Raw genomic sequence first — 18667 nt, 5'->3', positions numbered from 1 at the left:
GCGCTTGCCCGGGCACGGGCAAGCGCGCACACGCGCGCAGCGCAAAGCCGGTAGCGTGCCGCCCGCCGTCAGGACCGTCGAGCCCGATCGAGAGGAGTCGCGTGAGCCGCGTCGTGCTGGTCACCGGAGGCAACCGCGGGATCGGGCTCGCCACGGCGCGCGAGTTCGCCGAGCGCGGGCACACGGTGGTGGTCACCCACCGCTCGGGCGAGCCGCCGGAGGGGCTGCACGGGGTCCGCTGCGACGTCACCGACTCCGCCCAGGTCGACGCGGCGTTCTCGCAGGTCGAGGCCGAGCACGGGCCGGTCGAGGTCGTGGTCGCCAACGCCGGGATCACCCGTGACGGCCTGCTCATGCGCATGCCCGAGGACGCGTTCACCGACGTGCTCGACGCCAACCTCACGGGCGCCTGGCGGGTCACCCAGCGCGCGATCCGCGGGATGGTCAAGGCCCGGTTCGGGCGGCTGGTCTACGTCTCCAGCGTCGTCGGGCTCACCGGCGCGCCGGGCCAGGCGAACTACGCGGCGTCGAAGGCGGGGCTCATCGGTCTCGCCCGCTCGACGGCGCGCGAGCTGGGCGGGCGCGGCATCACCGCCAACGTCGTCACCCCCGGCTACGTCGAGACCGACATGACCGCCGAGCTCACCGACAAGCGCCGCGAGGAGCTGCTCGGCTCGATCCCGCTCGGGCGGGTCGCGGCGCCCGAGGAGGTCGCCAAGGCCGTGGCCTGGCTCGCCTCCGACGACGCCGGCTACGTCACCGGCGCCGTGCTGCCCGTCGACGGCGGCGTCGGCATGGGCCACTAGAACCGATCACCGAGGAGACACATGACAGGCCTGCTCGAGGGCAAGCGCGTCCTCGTCACGGGGATCATCACCGACGCCTCGATCGCCTTCCACGCGGCGAAGGCCGCTCAGGAGGCGGGGGCGACGGTGGTGCTCACCGGTTTCGGGCGCCTGTCGCTGGTCAAGCGCGTCGCGCAGCGCCTCCCGCAGGAGGCGCCGGTGATCGAGCTGGACGTGCAGAACCAGGAGCACCTGGACGCCCTCGCCGACAACGTCCGCGAGCACGTCGACGGCCTCGACGGCGTGCTGCACTCGATCGGCTTCGCGCCCATGGAGGCGCTCGGCGGCAACTTCCTGCACACGCAGTGGTCCGACGTCGCCACCGCCGTCGAGGTCTCGGCGTACTCGTTCAAGTCCCTCGCGATGGCCTGCAGGCCTCTGCTGGGCCGCGGTTCGTCGCTGGTCGGCATGGACTTCGACAACACCGTCGCCTGGCCCGGCTACGACTGGATGGGTGTGGCCAAGGCCGCGCTCGAGGCCACCACCCGCTACCTCGCGCGCGACCTCGGCCCCGAGGGCATCCGCGCGAACCTCGTCGCCGCCGGCCCGGTGCGCACCATGGCCGCGAAGTCGATCCCCGGCTTCGACACCTTCGAGGAGGCCTGGGTGCAGCGCTCGCCGCTGGGCTGGGACCTCGCCGACCCGACGCCGGTGGCGAAGACCATCTGCGCGCTGCTCTCCGACTGGCTGCCGGCCACCACCGGGGAGGTCGTCCACGCCGACGGCGGCTACCACGCCATGGGCGCCTGACCGTGTAGCTCGCCGGATCCGGGGGGATGCTGGGGTCGTGAGCGACCCCTACGACGCCGTGCTGGTGCTGTCCTTCGGCGGACCCGAGGGCCCGGACGAGGTGCGACCGTTCCTCGAGAACGTCACCCGCGGGCGGGGCGTGCCGCCCGAGCGCCTCGACGCGGTCGAGGAGCACTACCAGCACTTCGGCGGCGTGAGCCCGATCAACGAGCTGAACCGCCGCCTGGTCGCCGACCTGTCACGGGCGCTGCGGGAGTCCGGGCGGGACCTGCCGGTGTACTTCGGCAACCGCAACTGGCACCCCCTCGCCGCGGACACGGTGACCGGGATGGCGCGCGACGGCGTGCGCCGCGCGCTCGTGTTCGCGACCAGCGCCTACGGCGGGTACTCGGCCTGCCGTCAGTACCACGAGGACATCGCCCGGGCCCGGGAGGCCGCGATCGAGCGGACCGGGTCGGCGCCGGACCTCGTCAAGCTGCGCCACTTCTACGACCACCCGCTGTTCGTCGCGTCCGTCGCCGACGGGGTGCGCGCGGCACGCGAGCGCCTCGACGCGGGGCACGACGCCCGGCTCGTGTTCACCGCGCACTCCATCCCGCTCTCGGCCGACCGCACCGCCGGGCCGCCCGAGGAGGGCGGGCACCGGTACTCGCGGCAGATGACCGAGGCCGCCCGCCTCGTCGCCGACGCCGTCGGGACGTCCGAGCACGACCTCGTGTGGCAGTCGCGCTCCGGCCCCCCGCAGATCCCGTGGCTCGAGCCGGACATCGTCGACCACCTGGACGACCTGCACGACCGCGGGGTCGGTGCCGTCGTCGTGAGCCCGGTCGGCTTCGTCTCCGACCACCTCGAGGTGGTCTGGGACCTCGACAACGAAGCCGCCGCGCACGCCGAGAAGCTGGGCATGGGCTTCGCCCGCGCCGCGAGCGCCGGCTCCGACCCGCGCTTCGTCGAGATGGTCGTCGAGCTGATCGCCGAGCAGACCGACGCGGCGCCGGTCCGCGAGCTCGGGACCGGGCCGCGTGCGGGGGTGGGGTGCAACGGCACCCCGTGCCACCCGGGCTGCTGCGAGCCCGCCGCGAGGCCCACGCGCTGAGGCGGGGGAGCCCTCCGCGCCCTGTTGCCGATGATCGTCGGCGTGGCTAGTGTCCGGCGTCACGTGGTCGGTGTTGCATGCATCGTCGTGCGGCGACCCGGCCGTGTTCCCCCATCTGCACGTGGCACCCCGGAGGATCCCTCAATGGCGGCGAGCGGCGAGATCAAGGTCAGCATCCTGGACTGCGGGGCGATGACCGCGGACCTCACGTGGTTGCTGCTCAAGCCCGGGCGTTCGATCCGCCCCCGCCAGATGCGTGACCAGCCCACCGAGTGGGCCGACGTCCCCACCCACTGCGTCCTCGTCGAGACCCCCGACGGCACCCTGCTGTGGGACACGAGCTGCCCGCGGGACTGGGAGGAGCGGTGGGGCCCGACGGGCCTGCAGGACTTCTTCCCGTACGAGAAGGTCAGCGAGGAGGAGTTCCTCGACTCGCGGCTGCGCCAGCTCGGCATCGGCACCGACCAGATCGACTACGTGGTGCTCTCGCACCTGCACTTCGACCACTGCGGCAACGCCGACATGTTCAAGGACTCCTCCGCGAAGCTCGTCTGCAGCGACAAGGAGAAGGAGTTCGCGTTCGGGTTCGACGGGCTCTTCACCGGCGCCCACCTCAAGACCGACTACCAGGACCTGAACTGGGAGACGGTCTCGGGCGACACCGAGTTCCTGCCCGGGGTGACGCTGTTGCAGACACCGGGGCACACCCCTGGATGCATGTCGATGCGCGTCGACCTGCCCGACACCGGCACCATGATCTTCACCTCGGACGCGGTGTACATGGGGGAGAGCTACGGCCCGCCCACCACGCCGGCGGCCATCGTCAACGACATGGGCCAGTTCTACTCGTCCGTCGAGAAGATCCGCGGCATCGCGGAGGAGACGGACGCGACCGTGGTCTTCGGCCACGACCCCGACCAGATCCGGCAGCTCAAGACCGTGGGCAACGGCGGCCACTACACCTGATCGGAGCTCCACCCCCATGAGCGTCCCCCCGGTCCCCACCGAAGAGTCGGTGTTCACGTGGGGCGCCCCGCCGCTGAAGTTCGGCGCCGGCGCCTGTGACGAGATCGGCTTCGACCTGTCCCAGTACGGGGCGCAGCGCATCCTGCTCATCACGGACCCCGGCATGCAGCAGACGGGCCTGCCCGACCGCATCGCCGACCAGATCCGCCGCTACGACATGACCGTCGAGATCTTCGACGGCGTGCACGTCGAGCCCACCGACGACTCGATGAACAAGGCCGTCGGCTACGCCACGGAGCAGGGTCCGTGGGACGGGTTCGTCGCGGTCGGCGGCGGCTCGGCCATCGACACCGCCAAGGCCGTCAACCTGCTGACGACCTACCCCGGCGACCTGATGGACTACATCAACAAGCCGGTCGGCAAGGCCCAGGTGCCGCCGGGCCAGCTCAAGCCGCTCATCGCGGTGCCCACCACTGCGGGCACGGGCTCGGAGTCCACGGCGATGTGCATCCTCGACGTGCTCTCACTGCGGGTGAAGACCGGCATCAGCCACTGGCGTCTGCGCCCGACCATGGCCGTGGTCGACCCGCTGCTGACGATGACCCTGCCGCCGGAGGTCACGGCGTCGGCGGGCATGGACATCGTCTGCCACGCACTCGAGTCCTACACCGCGCGCTGGTACACGAGCTTCGACCGCAAGAAGCCCGAGGAGCGGGTGACCTACTGCGGCTCCAACCCGGTCTCCGACCTGTGGTGCGAGAAGTCCATGACGCTGCTCGCGCGCTCGTTCCGCACGGCGGTGGAGCGGGGCGAGGAGGACGTCGACGCCCGCATGGACATGATGATGGCGGCGACGTTCGCGGGGATGGGCTTCGGCAACTCCGGGGTGCACATCCCCCACGCCAACGCCTACCCGATCGCCGGCCAGGTGCGCGACTTCCGTCCCGCGGGCTACCCGCAGGACGAGCCGATGGTGCCGCACGGCATGTCGGTGTCGCTGACCGCGCCGGAGGCGTTCCGGTTCAGCTTCTCCTCCGCCCCCGACCGGCACATGACCGCCGCGCGGTTGCTCGGGCCGGATGCGGAGAAGCAGAACGACGCCTCGGAGCAGTTGCCGCACGTGGTCACCGAGCTGATGCGCGACATCCACATCCCCAACGGGATCGGCGAGGTCGGCTTCGGCGAGGACGACATCGGAGACCTCGTCGACGGGACCATGAAGCAGCAGCGTCTGCTGGCCACCTGCCCGCGGATGCCGACCGAGGACGACATCGCGGACATCTTCCGGAAGTCGATCCAGAACTGGTAACCCGAGGCCTGGTGGCGCTGTGCCGATCTACGACTACCGCTGCGACTGCGGCGTGCGCTTCGAACGTCTGGTCGCCCTCTCGGCGCCCACCCCGCCGTGCCCGGAGTGCGGCGGGGAGGCGCGCAAGGTCCCGTCCCGCCCGGCCCTGCACGGCCTCGCCGACCCGGGTCCGTCCAAGGAGTACATGCCCCAGACGTGGCGGGGCACCCACCACGGCGACCGGGAGTACGTGACCGGCCTGCAACGCCAGTGGGAGAAGCGCGAGCGTCTCGAGGCCAAGCACCCGGAGCTGCGCGGGGACACCCGCCCCGTCGCGGCGCACGAGGGTCGCTACGAGCGTGCGCCCCTGCGCAAGGGCGAGCCGTACCTGCCCGGCGCATCGGGGTCGTCGGGGTCGTCGGGGTCGTCGGGGTCGTCGCCACCGTCGTCCGGGGACGGCGGGGGCTCCTCGGGCGGGCACGGCCACGGCCACGGGCACGGCCACGGGCACGGGCATTAGTCGACGCGGCCGGAAACCGTGTCCCCGTGCCGACTGGATGATCATCAGGCCTGCCGGGTGGCCGTGGTTCTCCACGCGGCCTGGAGGGGGAGCCTGCTGATCAGCGGGAGCCCGGGCTCAGGCGGCGGTGAGCGCCCGGACGGTCTCGGCGACGGCGGCGACGCGGGCCGCGCGCACGGCCGTGGCCAGGGGGCGCAGGGCGTCGGTGCGCGCGAGGGCGGCGGAGGCGGACACCGCGCCGCCCGGGTCGTCGCCGGAAGCCGCGACGAGGATCGCCTCGACCTCGTCGGCGTGCTGGAGGACCCGCAGGGGACGGCCCGGCGTCCCTGCCGGCCAGGCGGCGTGGGGGCGGCGGCGCAGGGCGTCGGCGATCTCCTCGCGCACGCCCGCCCGGGGCCGGGCGACGTCCATCGCGGCGAGGGTGTCGGCGGCGTCGCGTACCGACCCGCGCAGGTCGTGCTCGGCCTCGGACAGGCTCGGGTGCGGCCCGGGTGGGACGTCGTCGACGAGGTGCACGGTCCAGCGCAGCACGCCGTCGGCGACGGGCGCGGGTACGGCGGCGAGTCCGGCGCCCGCGAGCACCGCGCACTCGCCGGCCTCCAGCGCCGCGACCCGCAGCGCGGCAGGTCCCGGCAGGCCGCGGACGTCGCCCGGGGCAGGCATGACCAGCCGCGCGTCGGCCCCGATCGGCGCGGTGCGACGGCGGGCGAGGACGAGCAGGGCGGCCATGCCCGTGCCGGCGCGGTCCGGGGTCGGCAGATCGGTCACGGCAGCCGTCGCGGCGTCGGCGGCGACCACGTCGTGGGCCTCGGACCACGGGGCCAGCGCGTCGAGGACGTCGTCGGCCGCGGCGGAGCCGGCGAGCCACGCCGCGCTCCAGACGGCCAGGGAGGCACTCGGGCAGGGCACCCGGACGACGATACGGGCGCTCGGCGACCCCGGCCGCCGAGCGGGCACCGAGACGCCGCCGGCCCGGGGTGTGGAGCGAGGGACGCCCTGGCTGCGCCCGGGGCAGCGGGGGTGACCCTCGCTCCACGAACCGCCCCCCACCCCGCCCGCCCGCCGCAGCAAGGGACGCCCTGGCTGCGTCCGGGGCAGCGGGGGTGACCCTCGCTCCACGAACCGCCCGCCCCGCCGACGCGACGCTGGGCGTGTCGACCCCGGACGACCGGCGTGCGCCGTTAGCGTCCGGGCCCGTGGCGAGGACTCAGGGCCGGGGCATGCACGGCTCCTCCGGCGATCCCGGTTTCCGCTCCACCGGCGGGGCCGTGCGGGCGCCGGGTCGCGGCGGCACGCCCTCGTCGGGCGCCGGGCGCACCGGGGGTCTGCCGGGGCTCGCTCCGCACAGGCCGAAGCGCGAGGTCGTCTCCGTCGTCGCCGAGCCGGGGCTCGTCGTGGAGGACGCCGCCGAGACGTTCTGCGGGGCCGTGATCCGCGCCGACGTCCGAGAGGTCGTGCTCGAGGACTCCGCGGGACGGCGCAGGCTCTTTCCCAACAAACCCGCCGCGTTCCTGCACGAGGGCCGTCCGGCGACGCTCGTGCCGCCCCAGCGCGCGGCCGGTCCGTCGACGACGCCGCAGCGCTCGGCCTCGGGCTCGCGGCGGGTGGAGGCCCACCGCGCGAAGACCGCGCTGCCCCACCGCATCTGGGTCGAGGGCCTGCACGACGCCGCGATCGTCGAGCGCGTCTGGGGCCACGACCTGCGCGTCGAGGGCGTGGTCGTCGAGCCCCTCCACGGTGCCGACGTGCTCGTGGAGGCCGCCCAGGAGTTCGGGCCGGGCCCCGACCGGCGGCTCGGGGTCCTCGTCGACCACCTCGTCACCGGCTCCAAGGAGTCACGCATCGCCGAGGGCCTGCGCCGCGAGCTGGGCCCCGCCGCCGCGCACGTCCTCGTGCTCGGGCACCCCTACGTCGACATCTGGGAGGCCGTGAAGCCCCGGGCGGTGGGGATCGCGGCGTGGCCGACGATCCCGCGCGGGATCGAGTGGAAGAAGGGCGTGTGCGAGGCCCTCGGCTGGGGCGACGAGCGGGACGGCGCCCACCGCGTCCTGGCGTCGGTCTCGACGTGGACCGACCTCGAGACGCCCCTCATCACCGCCATGGAGCAGCTGATCGACTTCGTCACGGTCGGCCCCTGAAACCACCCGCGGTGACTGTGGCGTCTGGCACACTCGGCGATGTGATCCCGCTGCTGTGGCTGATCGCGGGAGTCCTGCTGGTCGCCGCCGAGATGCTCTCCGGCGAGTTCGTGCTGCTCATGCTCGGCGGTGCCGCGCTCGCGGCCGCCGGGGCCTCCGCGCTGGGCGTGCCGCTCGGTGCCGATGTCGCCGTGTTCGCGCTGGCCGCCGCCGCGCTCGTCCTCCTCGCCCGGCCCGCGCTGCGCCGTCGACTGGACCGCCGGGCCCCCGACGGCGAGGTCAACGCGGGCCCCCGGGCCCTTCTCGGCGTCCCGGCCGAGGTCGTCGAGACCATCCACGGCCCGGAGGCGGGCACGGTCCGCATCGCCGGCGCCCTCTGGACCGCCCGCGCTCTGGACGAGGGCGACGTGCTCGCGGCGGGCGAGGCCGTGATCGTGGTCGACATCCGTGGCGCGACCGCCGTCGTCGCCGGCTCGGGGGCGACCACACCCCACCCACCCCTGCAGGGAGAGAGCTGATGGAACCCGTCACGCTCGTGCTGTACATCGTGATCGCCGCCGTGCTGATCCTCGTCGTGACGGCGGTCGTCAAGAGCATCACCGTCGTCCGCCAGGCGGAGGCCGCGGTCATCGAGCGGCTCGGGCGCTACCAGCGCACCGCGTCGCCGGGGCTGACGTTCCTGGTGCCGTTCATCGACCGCATCCGCGAGCGGGTGGCGCTGTGGGAGCAGGTGGTGTCGTTCCCGCCGCAGCCGGTGATCACCCAGGACAACCTGACGGTCTCGATCGACACGGTCGTCTACTACCAGGTCACCGAGCCCCGCAACGCCGTCTACGAGATCAACGACTACATCAACGGCGTCCAGCAGCTGACCACCACCACGCTGCGCGACGTCGTCGGCGGGATGAGCCTCGAACAGGCCCTGACGTCCCGCGAGATGATCAACACCGGGCTGCGGCGGGCCCTCGACGACGCCACCGGGCCGTGGGGGCTGCGCGTCGTCCGCGTCGAGCTCAAGGCCATCGACCCGCCGCCGTCGATCCAGGACTCGATGGAGCGGCAGATGAAGGCCGACCGCGAGAAGCGCGCGATGATCCTCACCGCCGAGGGGCACCGCGAGGCCGCGATCGCCGAGGCCCAGGGCAACAAGCAGGCCGCGATCCTCTCGGCCGAGGGCGCGAAGCAGGCGGCCATCCTCGCCGCGGAGGCCGAGCGGCAGTCGACGATGCTGCGCGCACAGGGCGAGCGTGCCGCGCAGTACTACCAGGCTCAGGGCGAGGCCAAGGCGATCGAGAAGACGTTCGCCGCGATCAAGGCCGGTCGCCCGACGCCGGAGATGCTGGCCTACCAGTACCTGCAGACGCTGCCGCAGATGGCGCAGGGCGAGGCCAACAAGCTCTGGGTGGTGCCCAGCGACTTCGGCAAGGCGCTCGAGGGCTTCACCAGGATGCTCGGGGCGCCGGGCGAGGACGGCGTCTTCCGGTACCAGCCGACCCCGGACGACGGGGCCGGCGTATCGCGCCCGGGGGCCACCGACGACGACGTCGCCGACTGGTTCGACACCTCGACCGACCCCGAGATCGCCAAGGTCGTCGCGGCGGCCGAGCAGCGCGCCGACGCGGCCGTCGCCGAGCCGGGCGCGAACGGGTCCGGACGGCACGCCGGCGGCGAGGGCGGCGTGCCCACCGACACCGTCTGAGCCGGGGACCACCTCGTAGGATCGGTCCCCATGCTCGACCGCGCCCTCGTCGACGGCCTCTTCCCCGACGACCTGCCCGAGCCCGCCGAGCTCGAGGAGCGCTACCCGCCGCGCGGTCTGCCCGAGGGCGCCCTCGTCACCCGCTTCGGGCCCAGCCCGACGGGCTTCGTGCACGTCGGCGGTCTCTACACGGCGATGGTGTCGCGCGACCTCGCGCACTCGACGGGCGGCGTCTACGTGCTGCGCATCGAGGACACCGACCAGAGCCGGGAGGTCGCGGGCGCCGACGCGCAGTTCCGGCGCGCGTTCGAGGCTTTCGACCTGGTGCCCGACGAGGGCGACCTGGTGTTCACGGCGCTGCCGGAGCCGCGCGGCGACTACGGGCCGTACCACCAGTCGCAGCGCGCGGCGATCTACCAGACCTACGTCCGCGAGCTCATGCGTCAGGGGAAGGCCTACCCGGACTTCGCGACCAAGGAGGAGCTCGCGCAGATCGCCGAGGCCCAGCGGACGCTGAAGCTCCCCACCGGCTACTACGGGCGCTGGGCGCCGTGGCGCGATGCGAGCGAGTCCGACGTGCGCGCGGCGCTCGAGGCCGGGACGCCCTGGGTCGCGCGGTTCCGGTCCGACGGTGCGGTGGGGGAGCGGTTCGCGTTCACCGACCGGCTGCGGGGCCGGGTGGAGATGGAGGACAACCACAACGACGTGGTGATCCTCAAGAGCTCGGACAGCTCGCTCCGGCTGCCGACCTACCACTTCGCGCACGTCGTCGACGACCACCTCATGCGGACAACCCTCGTCGTGCGCACCGAGGAGTGGCTGTCGTCGGTGCCCGTGCACCGCCAGCTGTTCGCCGCGCTGGGCTTCGCGCCGGTCGACTACGCGCACCTCGCGCCGCTGATGAAGCAGGAGGGCGGCTCGAAGCGCAAGCTCTCCAAGCGCAAGGACGCCGAGGCCGCCGTCGACTTCTACCTCGAGGCCGGCTACCCCGTGCCCGCCGTGCAGTACTACCTGCGGGGGCTGGCCAACCCCCGCCTGGCCGAGCTGCCGCTGGTTGAGGCGCTCGCCACGCCGCTTCGCCTCGACGAGTTCGGGCTGGCCGGGCCGCTGGTCGACACGGTGAAGCTGTCCGACATCTCCGCCGACCACATTGCCACGCTGCCCGGGCCCGAGGTGCTCGCCGGGGTGCGGGGTTGGGCGTCGGAGTACGACCCCGAGATCGTCAAGGTGCTCGACGCGAACCCCGAGCTGGCCGCCGCGGCGATCGACGTCGAGCGGGTCGGCGTGGAGAACCCCCGCAAGGACCTCGCGAAGTGGTCGGACTTCCGCGAGGCCTACGGCTTCTTCTTCCCCGAGCTGTTCACCGACGTCACCGACGCGGGGGACGAGCGCTTCGGCGGGCTCGACCCGGCGCTGGTGCGCGCGGTGGCCGCCGACCTCGCCGACGGCTACGTCCACGAGGGCGACCAGCCGACCTGGTTCCAGCAGATCCGGGACCTCGCGGCCCGGCACGGCTTCGCGCCCAACCCGAAGACGTACAAGAAGGACCCCGACGCGTACCCGGGCATGCTCCGCGACGCCGCGAACGTCGTCCGCGTGGCGATCACCGGCGCGCAGCGCAGCCCCGACCTCTACGAGGTCACCCGGGCCCTGGGCGGCGACGAGGTCGTGCGCCGCCTCCGGGCGCTGGCGGGCTGAGCCGTGGACGTGGTCGTCGACGGGGTCCGGATCGCCTATGACCGCGCAGGGTCGGGCGGGCGCCCACTGATCCTCGTCGGCGGCCTCGGGCAGATGCGGGCCACCGACCCGGCGACCCGCGCGCTGACCACCGAGCTCGCCGGCCGCGGCTTCGACGTGGTGCACCACGACCGGCCCGGGCGCGGGGACTCCGGTGACCCGGCCGACGGCGTTGCCACGCTGGCCGGCGAGGTCGCGGCGGTCGCGGCGCTGCTCGACGAGCTGGGTGGGCGCGCCGCGCTCTACGGCAGCTCCTCGGGCGGGGCGATCGCGCTGGCGGCTGCGACGCAGATGCCGGGCGTCGACGCGCTGGTGCTGTGGGAGGTGCCGGTCGGCACCGAGGGCGGCGCCGAGGCCCGGGCGTGGCGCGCGGGCATCCTCGAGCGCGCCGCGGCCGGTGACCGCGAGGCCGTGCTGCGGTTCGCGATGGAGGGCATGCCCCCCGAGTGGCTCGACGGGATCCTCGGCGGACCCGACCGCGAGCGATACCTGCGGATCGCGCCGACGATGTCCGCCGACGCCGAGGCGCTGGCGTGGGCGGCGGACGCGCTGGCCGACGGCACCCTGGCGCGTGTGACGGTGCCGACCACCGTGCTCACCGGCACCACCTCCTGGCCCTTCCTCGTCGACGCGGCCGACGCGCTCGCTGACGCGCTGCCCGGCGCGACGCGGGCCGAGGTGCCCGGCGCCGCACACGGCTGGGAGCCCGCGGACCTGGCCGAGGTGCTGGCCGAGGCCCTGGGCTGAGTCCACCTTCGGTCCGTCACCGCGGTACCGACGACCGTGGTGATCCCGTCGCACGGCGCGCGACGATCACGGTCCCGTCGCCGTCGCCGAGGAGCCTGCCCGTGGTCATCACCGAGCCGTCCCGCGACGAGGTGGGCCTGCGACCCCCGACACACCCCCTGCCGCCCCGAGTGCGCACCTGGTGGCGGATCCACGCCCTGGGCTGGCCCGGCGCGGCCGTCGTGGTGCTGCTCGTGCTCGCGTGGCTGATCGCGCCGGCCGCGGCGTGGCTGGGCCTCGCCGCGGGCGTCGTCGCCGCCGTGGGGCTCGTCGTCGGGCTCGCGCTGCCCGCGTACTGGTACCGCGTGCACCGCTGGGAGGTCACCGACGAGGCCGTCTACACGCGCTCGGGCTACGCGTGGCAGGAGTGGCGGGCGGCGCCGCTGTCGCGGGTGCAGACGGTCGACCCCACGCGCGGCCCGCTGCAGCGGCGTCTCGGGCTGGCGACGCTCGTGGTCACCACCGCGTCGGCCAAGGGCGCGGTCACGGTCGCGGGGCTCGCCGGCGACGAGGCCGACGCCCTCGCCCACCGGCTCACCCGCGAGACGCGTGCCGTGCCCGGGGACGCGACGTGACGCGCGCGGAGGTCCGCGAGGCCGGCGCACCCGCGACGGGGGAGGTGCCGTGGCGCCGCCTCGACCCCCGCACCGCGCTGGCGTCGGGCGCCCTGACGCTCGGGGTCGGCGTCGCGGGTGGCGTGCCGACCGTGGCCGGCTTCGCGGCACGGGGCTCCGGGGCGACGGCCCTGGTCGCGGGGATCGTCGTCGGCGCCGTGGTCGCGCTCGTCGGTGTCGTGGTGGGCGCGGAGAAGGTGCGGCTCGCGCGGACCCGCTTCCGCGTCGGGCTCGAGCGCGTCGAGCTGCACTCCGGGATCCTCGTGCGGACGCGGCGCAGCCTGCCCCGCGAGCGCATCCGGTCGGTCGACGTACACGCCGACCCGGTGGCGCGGGTGCTGGGGCTCGCGACGCTCCGCGTGGACACGGCCCGGCGGGCCTCCGTCGCCGACCGGCCGCTGGAGCTGCGGTGCGTGCGCCGCGAGGAGGCCGAGGCCCTGCGGAGCGAGCTGCTCGTCCGCCGGCGGGACGACGAGACCGCCGGCACCGGCCTGCTCGCCGCCCTCGACCCGCGGTGGACCCGCTACGCGCCGCTGTCGTTCCTCACCCCGGCGCTCGGCGCGGCCGCCGCCGGCGCCGTCATGCAGGTGGCGCAGTGGGTCGGGTTGGAGAGCACGGTCGTGGACGCAGTCGTCGCCGGGTGGCGCCGGCTCGGGACACTCGGGACCGTCGCCGTGGGGCTCACCGCGGTCCTCGTCGTCGGCGCCGTCGCCTCGGTCGCCGCGTTCGTCGAGGCCTGGTGGTCCTACCGGCTCGAGCGCGAGCCGTCGGGGACGCTGCGGGTGCGGCGGGGCCTGCTGACGACCCGCTCGACGACGCTGGAGGAACGCCGCCTGCGCGGGGTCGCGCTGGTCGAGCCGCTGGGCGTGCGCACCGCCGGCGCCGCCCGCGTCGACGCCGTCGCGACGGGCCTCGCGACGGCGGGCGGCGAGGAGAGGACCGACGCGGCCGGCCTCCTGCCCGCCGCCCCCCGGGAGCTCGCCGAGCGGGTCGCGGCCGCGGTGCTGCGCGAGCCGGTGTCGCCGACGCGTGCCGCCGTGATGCGCACGCACCCGGTCGCGGCGCGGGGCCGGCGGGTGCGCTGGGCGACGGCGGGCGCGCTGGTCCCCGCCCTGGTGCTGGCGGCGCTGGGAGCCGTGGTCGCGGGGCCGTTCCTCGTCGCGGCGGCCGCGGTGGCGGTGGCCGGGCTGGTCGCCGGGCCCCTGCTCGGACGGGCCGCGTACCGCGCGCTGGGGCACGCGGTGCACGAGGCCTACGTCGTCGTGCGCGGCGGGCTCGTGCGGCGACGCACGGTCGTCCTGCGTCGCGACGGGGTCATCGGCTGGTCGGTGCGGCAGTCGTGGTTCCAGCGGCGCGTGGGGCTGGCGACGCTCTGGCTGACCACGGCCGCCGGGGACCAGGCGTACGCCGTGCGGGACGTGGCGGCCGCCGACGCCCCGGGATTCGCGGCCGAGGTCGTCGGCGACGTCGTCCGCCCGTTTCTCACCGAGCGTCACTCCACGATCGGGTAGCCGCCGGGGCGCTGGGCCGGATGGGACATACTCTGCGCGACTATCGACGCAGCGTCACGACGAGGTGCACCCATGACCGTCACAGCCCCTGCACGCCGATCACGCACCGCCCCGACCCGCGACGGTGCTCCGCCGGGTCCGCGCCGGCGGCCGGTGGTGCTCGGCACCCTCGCCGTCGCCCTCGTCGCGGGCGGCCTGCTCGCCGGCTGCGGCGGCACCTCGAGCTCGGTGAGCTGCTCGGGGAACAACTGCCGCGCGACCGTCACCGGTGCCCCGGTCGAGGTCAGCCAGCCCGACCCCAACCAGACCTCGCGGGCGGGCCGCTCCACCACCCGCCGCCCGCCGCGGAACAACGACGGCGTCGACTTCACGGTGAACGCGCTCGGTGCCGGCTGGGCGGACATCGAGGACGACGGCACCGTCACCCGCATCCCGCAGGGCGGCACCTTCGTGGAGGACGGTTCGACCGTGCGGCTCGAGTCGTCGGACGGGCGGACCGCGGTCTTCACGTTCACGCGGCGGTGAGGGTCCGGTGACCGTGCGACCCGTCCGGCTGCACCTCGGGGTCCACGCCGCCACGAGCGGGCTCGACGTCTCCGGGGTGGCGGCGGCGGGCGACACCCTCTTCCTCGCCCCCGACGAGGGCGCGTCCCTGCTGCGCCTGCGCCGCGACGGGGAGGGCTGGGGGAGTCCCGAGGAGGTGCCGCTGGCCGACGCCGTGACGCTGCCCGGGAAACCGGGGGACGAGGTCGACGCGGAGGGCCTCGACCTCGTCGACGGGGCGCTGTGGGTGGTGGGCTCGCACAGCGCGAAGCGCAAGCGGGTCCGGCCCGGGACGCCGGCGGGGGAGGTGCAGGCCCGGCTGGCCCGGGTGTCGGCGGAGAAGTCCCGGCGGCTGCTGGCCCGGCTGCCCCTGCGTGACGGTCCGGACGGGCCGTGGCCCGCGGCGGGCGCCGGGGCCCGGCTGCCGTCGGGACGGCGCGGGCTGCTCGGGGCGCTGGCCGACGACGAGCACCTGGGCCCGTTCCTCGGCGTGCCCGGCAAGGACAACGGGTTCGACGTCGAGGGGCTCGCGGTGGTGGGGGACCGGGTGCTCCTCGGCCTGCGCGGCCCGGTGCTGCGGGGGTGGGCGGTGCTGCTCGCGCTCGCGCTGCGCGCCGAGGGCGCCGAGCTGGTGCTCGACGGCGTCACCAAGCACGTCGCCGACCTCGACGGGCTGGGCGTGCGCGACCTCGCCCGCGACGGCGACGACCTGCTCGTCCTGGTCGGGCCGACGATGGTGCTCGACGGCCCGGCCCGGATCGTGCGCCTGCCCGGGGCGGCGGCGAACCCGCTGCCGCCGGCGATCCGGCGCGAGGAGGTCGAGGTCGTGGCCGAGCTCGCCGTCGGCGTGGGGTGCGACCGCCCCGAGGGCCTCGCCGTGCTGCCCGAGGGCCTGCTCGTGCTGCACGACACCCCCGCCGCCCACCGCCTCGACGACCAGACCCTCGTGGGGGACCTTTGGCCTACGGCCTTGTGAGTGCTTGTCCGTGCCCCAGCACGGACAAGCACTCACAAGAGCGGAGCTCAAACGTTCATCGCCACGTACTTGATCTCCAGGTACTCGTCGATGCCGACGCTGCCGCCCTCGCGGCCCAGGCCGGACTGCTTCCAGCCGCCGAACGGGGCGCCGGCGTTGGACACCATGCCCTGGTTGAGCCCGACCATGCCGGCCTCGAGGCGCTCGGAGAGCCTGATCGCCCGGGAGAGGTCCTTGGTGTACAGGTAGCTGACCAGCCCGAACTCGGTGTCGTTGGCCGCCCGGATCGCCTCGTCGTCCTCGGTGAACGTGAAGATCGGCGCCACCGGGCCGAAGATCTCCTCCTTGGCCAGGCGGGCCGAGGTGGGCACGTCGGAGAGCACGGTGGGCGGGTAGAAGTACCCCTGGCCCGACGGGATCCGCCCGCCCGTGCGCACCGTGGCGCCCTTCTGCACCGCGTCGTCGACCAGCTCGGCGACCTTGTCGCGCTGGTCGGCCTCCACCAGCGGGCCGACCTCGACGCCCTCCTCGGTGCCCCGCCCGACCTTCATGTCGCCCATCCGCTCGGTGAGCTTCTTCGTGAACTCCTCGGCGACGTCGGCGTGCACGTAGAAGCGGTTGGCCGCGGTGCACGCCTCGCCGATGTTGCGCATCTTGGCGAGCATCGCGCCCTGCACCGCGTCGTCGACGTCGGCGTCGGCGCACACGACGAACGGCGCGTTGCCCCCGAGCTCCATCGACGTCTTGAGCACCTGCTCCGACGCCTGCTGCAGCAGCTTCTGCCCGATCTCGGTGGAGCCGGTGAACGAGAGCTTGCGGATGCGCCCGTCGGTGATCAGCGGGCCCATCACCTTGCCGGTGGACTTCGTGGTGACGACGTTGAGCACGCCGTCGGGCAGGCCCGCCTCGGCGAGGATGTCGGCGAGCTTGAGGATGGTCAGCGGCGTCAGCGAGGCCGGCTTGATGACCATCGTGCAGCCTGCCGCGATCGCCGGGCCGATCTTGCGGGTGCCCATCGCCAGCGGGAAGTTCCACGGCGTGATCAGCAGGCAGGGCCCGATCGGCTGGCGCATGACCAGCACCCGGCCCGAGCCGGTGGCGTTGACCTTCCACTCCCCGGAGATGCGCACGGCCTCCTCGGAGAACCAGCGGAAGAACTCCGCGGCGTAGGTGATCTCGGCCTTGGACTCGGCGAGCGGCTTGCCCATCTCCAGGGTCATGAGCATCGCGATGTCGTCGGCGCGCTCGGTGATCAGCTCGAAGGCGCGGCGCAGGATCTCGCCCCGCTCGCGCGGGGCCGCGGCCGCCCAGTCGGGCTGCGCCGTGTGCGCGGCCTCCAGCGCGGCCATCCCGTCCTCCGGCGAGGCGTCGGCCACGTCGCAGAGGATCTGGCCGGTGGAGGGATCCTCGACGCCGAACGTCTTCTGCTCGGTCGCGTCGCGCACCGCCCCGCCGATGATCAGCCCCTTCGTGACCTCGTCGATCACGCGGCGTTCCCGCTCGGTCTCGGGCATCGGTCCCCTCCCGCTCGCACGCTGTGACGCCCCACTCGTCGGGCGTCGGTGCTCGGCTAGGTGCCCCCGTCCCGCCGGGCCCATGCCCGCCGGGCGGCCTAGGCTCTGCCTCCGTGTCCGGCCTGTTCCGTCCCCACCACCACGTGCGCGCCCGGCCCGACCTCCCGCAGCGCGTGGGTCCGGACGCCACCGCCGTCGTCGTCGGCGGCGGGATCGCCGGCGTCTCCGCCGCGCTCGTGCTCGCCGAGCGCGGGGTGCGTGTCGAGCTGCTCGAGGCGGCCCCGCACCTCGGGGGCCGGCTCGGCACGTGGGACCGGACGCTGGCCGACGGCAGCGAGGTCGTCGTCGAGCACGGCTACCACGGCTTCTTCCGGCAGTACTACACGCTGCGCGACGTCCTGCGCCGGATCGACCCCGACCTCGGCTTCCTGGCTGACGTCGGCGGCTACCCGATCGCGAGCCGGCCGTCGGTGGGCTGGGAGCCCGAGGACTTCACGCGGCTGCCGCGCACCCCGCTGCTCAACCTCGTCGCGCTCGTCCTGCGCAGCCCCAGCTTCAAGCTGCGCGAGCTGCGCCGCGTCGACGCCGACGAGGCGCTGGCGATGCTGCACTACGACCCGGTGCGCACCTACGCCGAGCACGACCACCGCAGCGCCGCCGAGCTGCTCGACGCCCTCGGCTTCTCCGACCGCGGCCGGGCGATGCTCTTCGAGGTCTTCGCGCACTCGTTCTTCAACGTGGAGCAGCGCTACTCCGCCGCCGAGTTCCTGGCCATGTGCCACTTCTACTTCACCGGCAACCCCGAGGGCCTGGGCATGGACGCCCCGACCGAGGACTACCGCACCGCGCTGTGGGAGCCGTTCACCCGCCTGCTCGAGAAGCACGGGGCGACGGTGACCACCGGCGCGCGGGCGGTGTCGCTGCGCCCGGACGGGGCGCGGGGGTGGGCGGTCGACGTGGAGCGCGAGCCCGCCCGGAACGCCCGCCACCTGGTCGTCGCGACCGACGTGCCGGCCACCCGTGACCTCGTCGCCGCCTCGCCCGAGCTGGTCGCCGCCGCCCCGGGGCTGGCCCGGCGCATCGCGGCCCTGCCCGGCGGCGAGCCGTACGTCGTGGCGCGCCTGTTCTGCGAGGGCGACGTCGACCCCTCGCGGGCGGTGTTCACCGGCGTCACCCGCGAGCGGGTGCTCGACTCGGTGACGCTGTTCCACCGGCTCGAGGGCGGGTCGGCGCGGTGGGCGCGCGAGCGCGGCGGGTCGGTGGTCGAGCTGCACTCCTACGCCTGCCCCTCGGGGGCGTCGCTCGACGAGCTCGTCGCGGCGATGCGCGAGGAGATCGCGGCGCTGTGGCCCGAGGCCGCCGACCTCCGGGTGATCGACGTCGACGCCCACCGGTACACGAACGCGCCCGGCTTCGACCCCGGCTACCACCTCGTGCGCCCGGGCGTGCTGACCGACGCCCGCGGCCTGCGCCTGGCCGGTGACTGGGTGGCGTGCGACGTCCCGTCCGCGCTGATGGAGCGGGCCGCGGTCACCGCCGTGACCGCCGCCAACGACGTCCTGCGCGAGGAGGGCGTCGCCCCTGAGCCGATGCGTTCCATCCGCCCGCGCGGGATCCTGGCCGCCCGTCCACGTGCGTGATCTTCTGAGCTATAGCTCAGAAGATCACGCACGTGGGGTGAGAG

General features: G+C 74.4%; 18 protein-coding genes. 16 read left to right on the top strand and 2 right to left on the bottom strand.

Features of this window, described 5'->3' with window-relative positions:
• Nucleotides 1–101 precede the first annotated feature (101 nt).
• The 6 genes from fabG (at nucleotide 102) to C8D89_RS07125 (ending at nucleotide 5465) form a co-directional block, all read left to right on the top strand.
• Entirely contained in the window at nucleotides 102–806 is a 705-nt protein-coding gene (fabG, locus tag C8D89_RS07150; protein ID WP_116707438.1) for a beta-ketoacyl-ACP reductase, read from the top strand.
• A 21-nt stretch (nucleotides 807–827) separates the two neighbouring features.
• Complete coding sequence (fabI, locus tag C8D89_RS07145; protein WP_116707437.1) at nucleotides 828–1595, top strand: enoyl-ACP reductase FabI; 768 nt, start codon at nucleotides 828–830, stop codon at nucleotides 1593–1595.
• Between the two features lie 37 nt (nucleotides 1596–1632).
• Entirely contained in the window at nucleotides 1633–2691 is a 1059-nt protein-coding gene (locus C8D89_RS07140) for a ferrochelatase (RefSeq protein ID WP_165825589.1), read from the top strand.
• A gap of 144 nt (nucleotides 2692–2835) precedes the next feature.
• Complete coding sequence (locus C8D89_RS07135) at nucleotides 2836–3657, top strand: N-acyl homoserine lactonase family protein (protein ID WP_116707436.1); 822 nt, start codon at nucleotides 2836–2838, stop codon at nucleotides 3655–3657.
• A gap of 16 nt (nucleotides 3658–3673) precedes the next feature.
• Nucleotides 3674–4966, top strand: a complete 1293-nt coding sequence (locus tag C8D89_RS07130; protein ID WP_116707435.1) for a hydroxyacid-oxoacid transhydrogenase — start codon at nucleotides 3674–3676, stop codon at nucleotides 4964–4966.
• A gap of 19 nt (nucleotides 4967–4985) precedes the next feature.
• Nucleotides 4986–5465 carry an FmdB family zinc ribbon protein gene (locus C8D89_RS07125; RefSeq protein ID WP_116707434.1) on the top strand — a complete coding sequence of 160 codons (480 nt, stop codon included), beginning with the start codon at nucleotides 4986–4988 and terminating at the stop codon, nucleotides 5463–5465.
• Between the two features lie 117 nt (nucleotides 5466–5582).
• On the opposite strand, the gene C8D89_RS07120 is transcribed toward C8D89_RS07125, so the two are convergent.
• Complete coding sequence (locus tag C8D89_RS07120; protein ID WP_116707433.1) at nucleotides 5583–6374, bottom strand: hypothetical protein; 792 nt, start codon at nucleotides 6372–6374, stop codon at nucleotides 5583–5585.
• 287 nt (nucleotides 6375–6661) lie between these two features.
• Here C8D89_RS07120 and C8D89_RS07115 point away from each other — a divergent pair, with 287 nt between their 5' ends.
• From C8D89_RS07115 to C8D89_RS07075, 9 genes are all read left to right on the top strand, one after another.
• Nucleotides 6662–7603, top strand: a complete 942-nt coding sequence (locus tag C8D89_RS07115; protein WP_243417927.1) for a DUF3097 family protein — start codon at nucleotides 6662–6664, stop codon at nucleotides 7601–7603.
• Between the two features lie 41 nt (nucleotides 7604–7644).
• On the top strand, nucleotides 7645–8121 hold the full coding sequence (locus tag C8D89_RS07110) for an NfeD family protein (RefSeq protein ID WP_116707431.1): 477 nt from the start codon (nucleotides 7645–7647) through the stop codon (nucleotides 8119–8121).
• The gene (locus C8D89_RS07105) at nucleotides 8121–9302 is read left to right on the top strand and encodes an SPFH domain-containing protein (protein ID WP_116707430.1); all 1182 of its coding nucleotides are present in this window, start codon (nucleotides 8121–8123) and stop codon (nucleotides 9300–9302) included. The genes C8D89_RS07110 and C8D89_RS07105 overlap by 1 nt, the downstream gene beginning before the upstream one ends.
• 30 nt (nucleotides 9303–9332) lie before the next feature.
• Entirely contained in the window at nucleotides 9333–11000 is a 1668-nt protein-coding gene (locus tag C8D89_RS07100; RefSeq protein WP_116707429.1) for a glutamate--tRNA ligase, read from the top strand.
• A gap of 3 nt (nucleotides 11001–11003) precedes the next feature.
• Nucleotides 11004–11786, top strand: a complete 783-nt coding sequence (locus C8D89_RS07095; RefSeq protein ID WP_116707428.1) for an alpha/beta fold hydrolase — start codon at nucleotides 11004–11006, stop codon at nucleotides 11784–11786.
• A 107-nt stretch (nucleotides 11787–11893) separates the two neighbouring features.
• Nucleotides 11894–12400 (top strand): PH domain-containing protein, encoded by a 507-nt coding sequence (locus C8D89_RS07090; RefSeq protein WP_423716856.1) that lies wholly within the window; start codon nucleotides 11894–11896, stop codon nucleotides 12398–12400.
• Nucleotides 12397–13950 (top strand): PH domain-containing protein, encoded by a 1554-nt coding sequence (locus C8D89_RS07085; RefSeq protein WP_243417925.1) that lies wholly within the window; start codon nucleotides 12397–12399, stop codon nucleotides 13948–13950. Before C8D89_RS07090 ends, C8D89_RS07085 begins: the two co-directional genes overlap by 4 nt.
• 72 nt (nucleotides 13951–14022) lie before the next feature.
• Nucleotides 14023–14475 carry a hypothetical protein gene (locus tag C8D89_RS07080; protein WP_133251835.1) on the top strand — a complete coding sequence of 151 codons (453 nt, stop codon included), beginning with the start codon at nucleotides 14023–14025 and terminating at the stop codon, nucleotides 14473–14475.
• Nucleotides 14476–14482: 7 nt separating this feature from the next.
• The gene (locus C8D89_RS07075) at nucleotides 14483–15469 is read left to right on the top strand and encodes a DUF3616 domain-containing protein (protein ID WP_116707426.1); all 987 of its coding nucleotides are present in this window, start codon (nucleotides 14483–14485) and stop codon (nucleotides 15467–15469) included.
• Nucleotides 15470–15516: 47 nt separating this feature from the next.
• Here C8D89_RS07075 and C8D89_RS07070 read toward each other — a convergent pair whose 3' ends face one another.
• Entirely contained in the window at nucleotides 15517–16983 is a 1467-nt protein-coding gene (locus tag C8D89_RS07070; protein ID WP_116707425.1) for an NAD-dependent succinate-semialdehyde dehydrogenase, read from the bottom strand.
• A 113-nt stretch (nucleotides 16984–17096) separates the two neighbouring features.
• Between C8D89_RS07070 and C8D89_RS07065 the strand changes: the two genes are divergently transcribed.
• Entirely contained in the window at nucleotides 17097–18623 is a 1527-nt protein-coding gene (locus C8D89_RS07065; protein ID WP_279323358.1) for an FAD-dependent oxidoreductase, read from the top strand.
• The last annotated feature ends 44 nt before the right edge of the window (nucleotides 18624–18667 follow it).

The sequence above is a fragment of the Actinomycetospora cinnamomea genome, from assembly GCF_003096675.1.
Taxonomy (GTDB): domain Bacteria; phylum Actinomycetota; class Actinomycetes; order Mycobacteriales; family Pseudonocardiaceae; genus Actinomycetospora; species Actinomycetospora cinnamomea.
This window is presented reverse-complemented; position numbering and strand designations above follow the sequence as displayed.

Bases quoted from the DNA above. Each gene is read 5' to 3' on its own strand.
- fabI (WP_116707437.1), top strand. From the start codon at position 828: ATGACAGGCCTGCTCGAGGGCAAGCGCGTCCTCGTCACGGGGATCATC.
- C8D89_RS07135 (WP_116707436.1), top strand. From the start codon at position 2,836: ATGGCGGCGAGCGGCGAGATCAAGGTCAGCATCCTGGACTGCGGGGCG.
- C8D89_RS07130 (WP_116707435.1), top strand. From the start codon at position 3,674: ATGAGCGTCCCCCCGGTCCCCACCGAAGAGTCGGTGTTCACGTGGGGC.
- C8D89_RS07105 (WP_116707430.1), top strand. From the start codon at position 8,121: ATGGAACCCGTCACGCTCGTGCTGTACATCGTGATCGCCGCCGTGCTG.
- C8D89_RS07100 (WP_116707429.1), top strand. From the start codon at position 9,333: ATGCTCGACCGCGCCCTCGTCGACGGCCTCTTCCCCGACGACCTGCCC.
- C8D89_RS07080 (WP_133251835.1), top strand. From the start codon at position 14,023: ATGACCGTCACAGCCCCTGCACGCCGATCACGCACCGCCCCGACCCGC.
- C8D89_RS07070 (WP_116707425.1), bottom strand. From the start codon at position 16,983: ATGCCCGAGACCGAGCGGGAACGCCGCGTGATCGACGAGGTCACGAAG.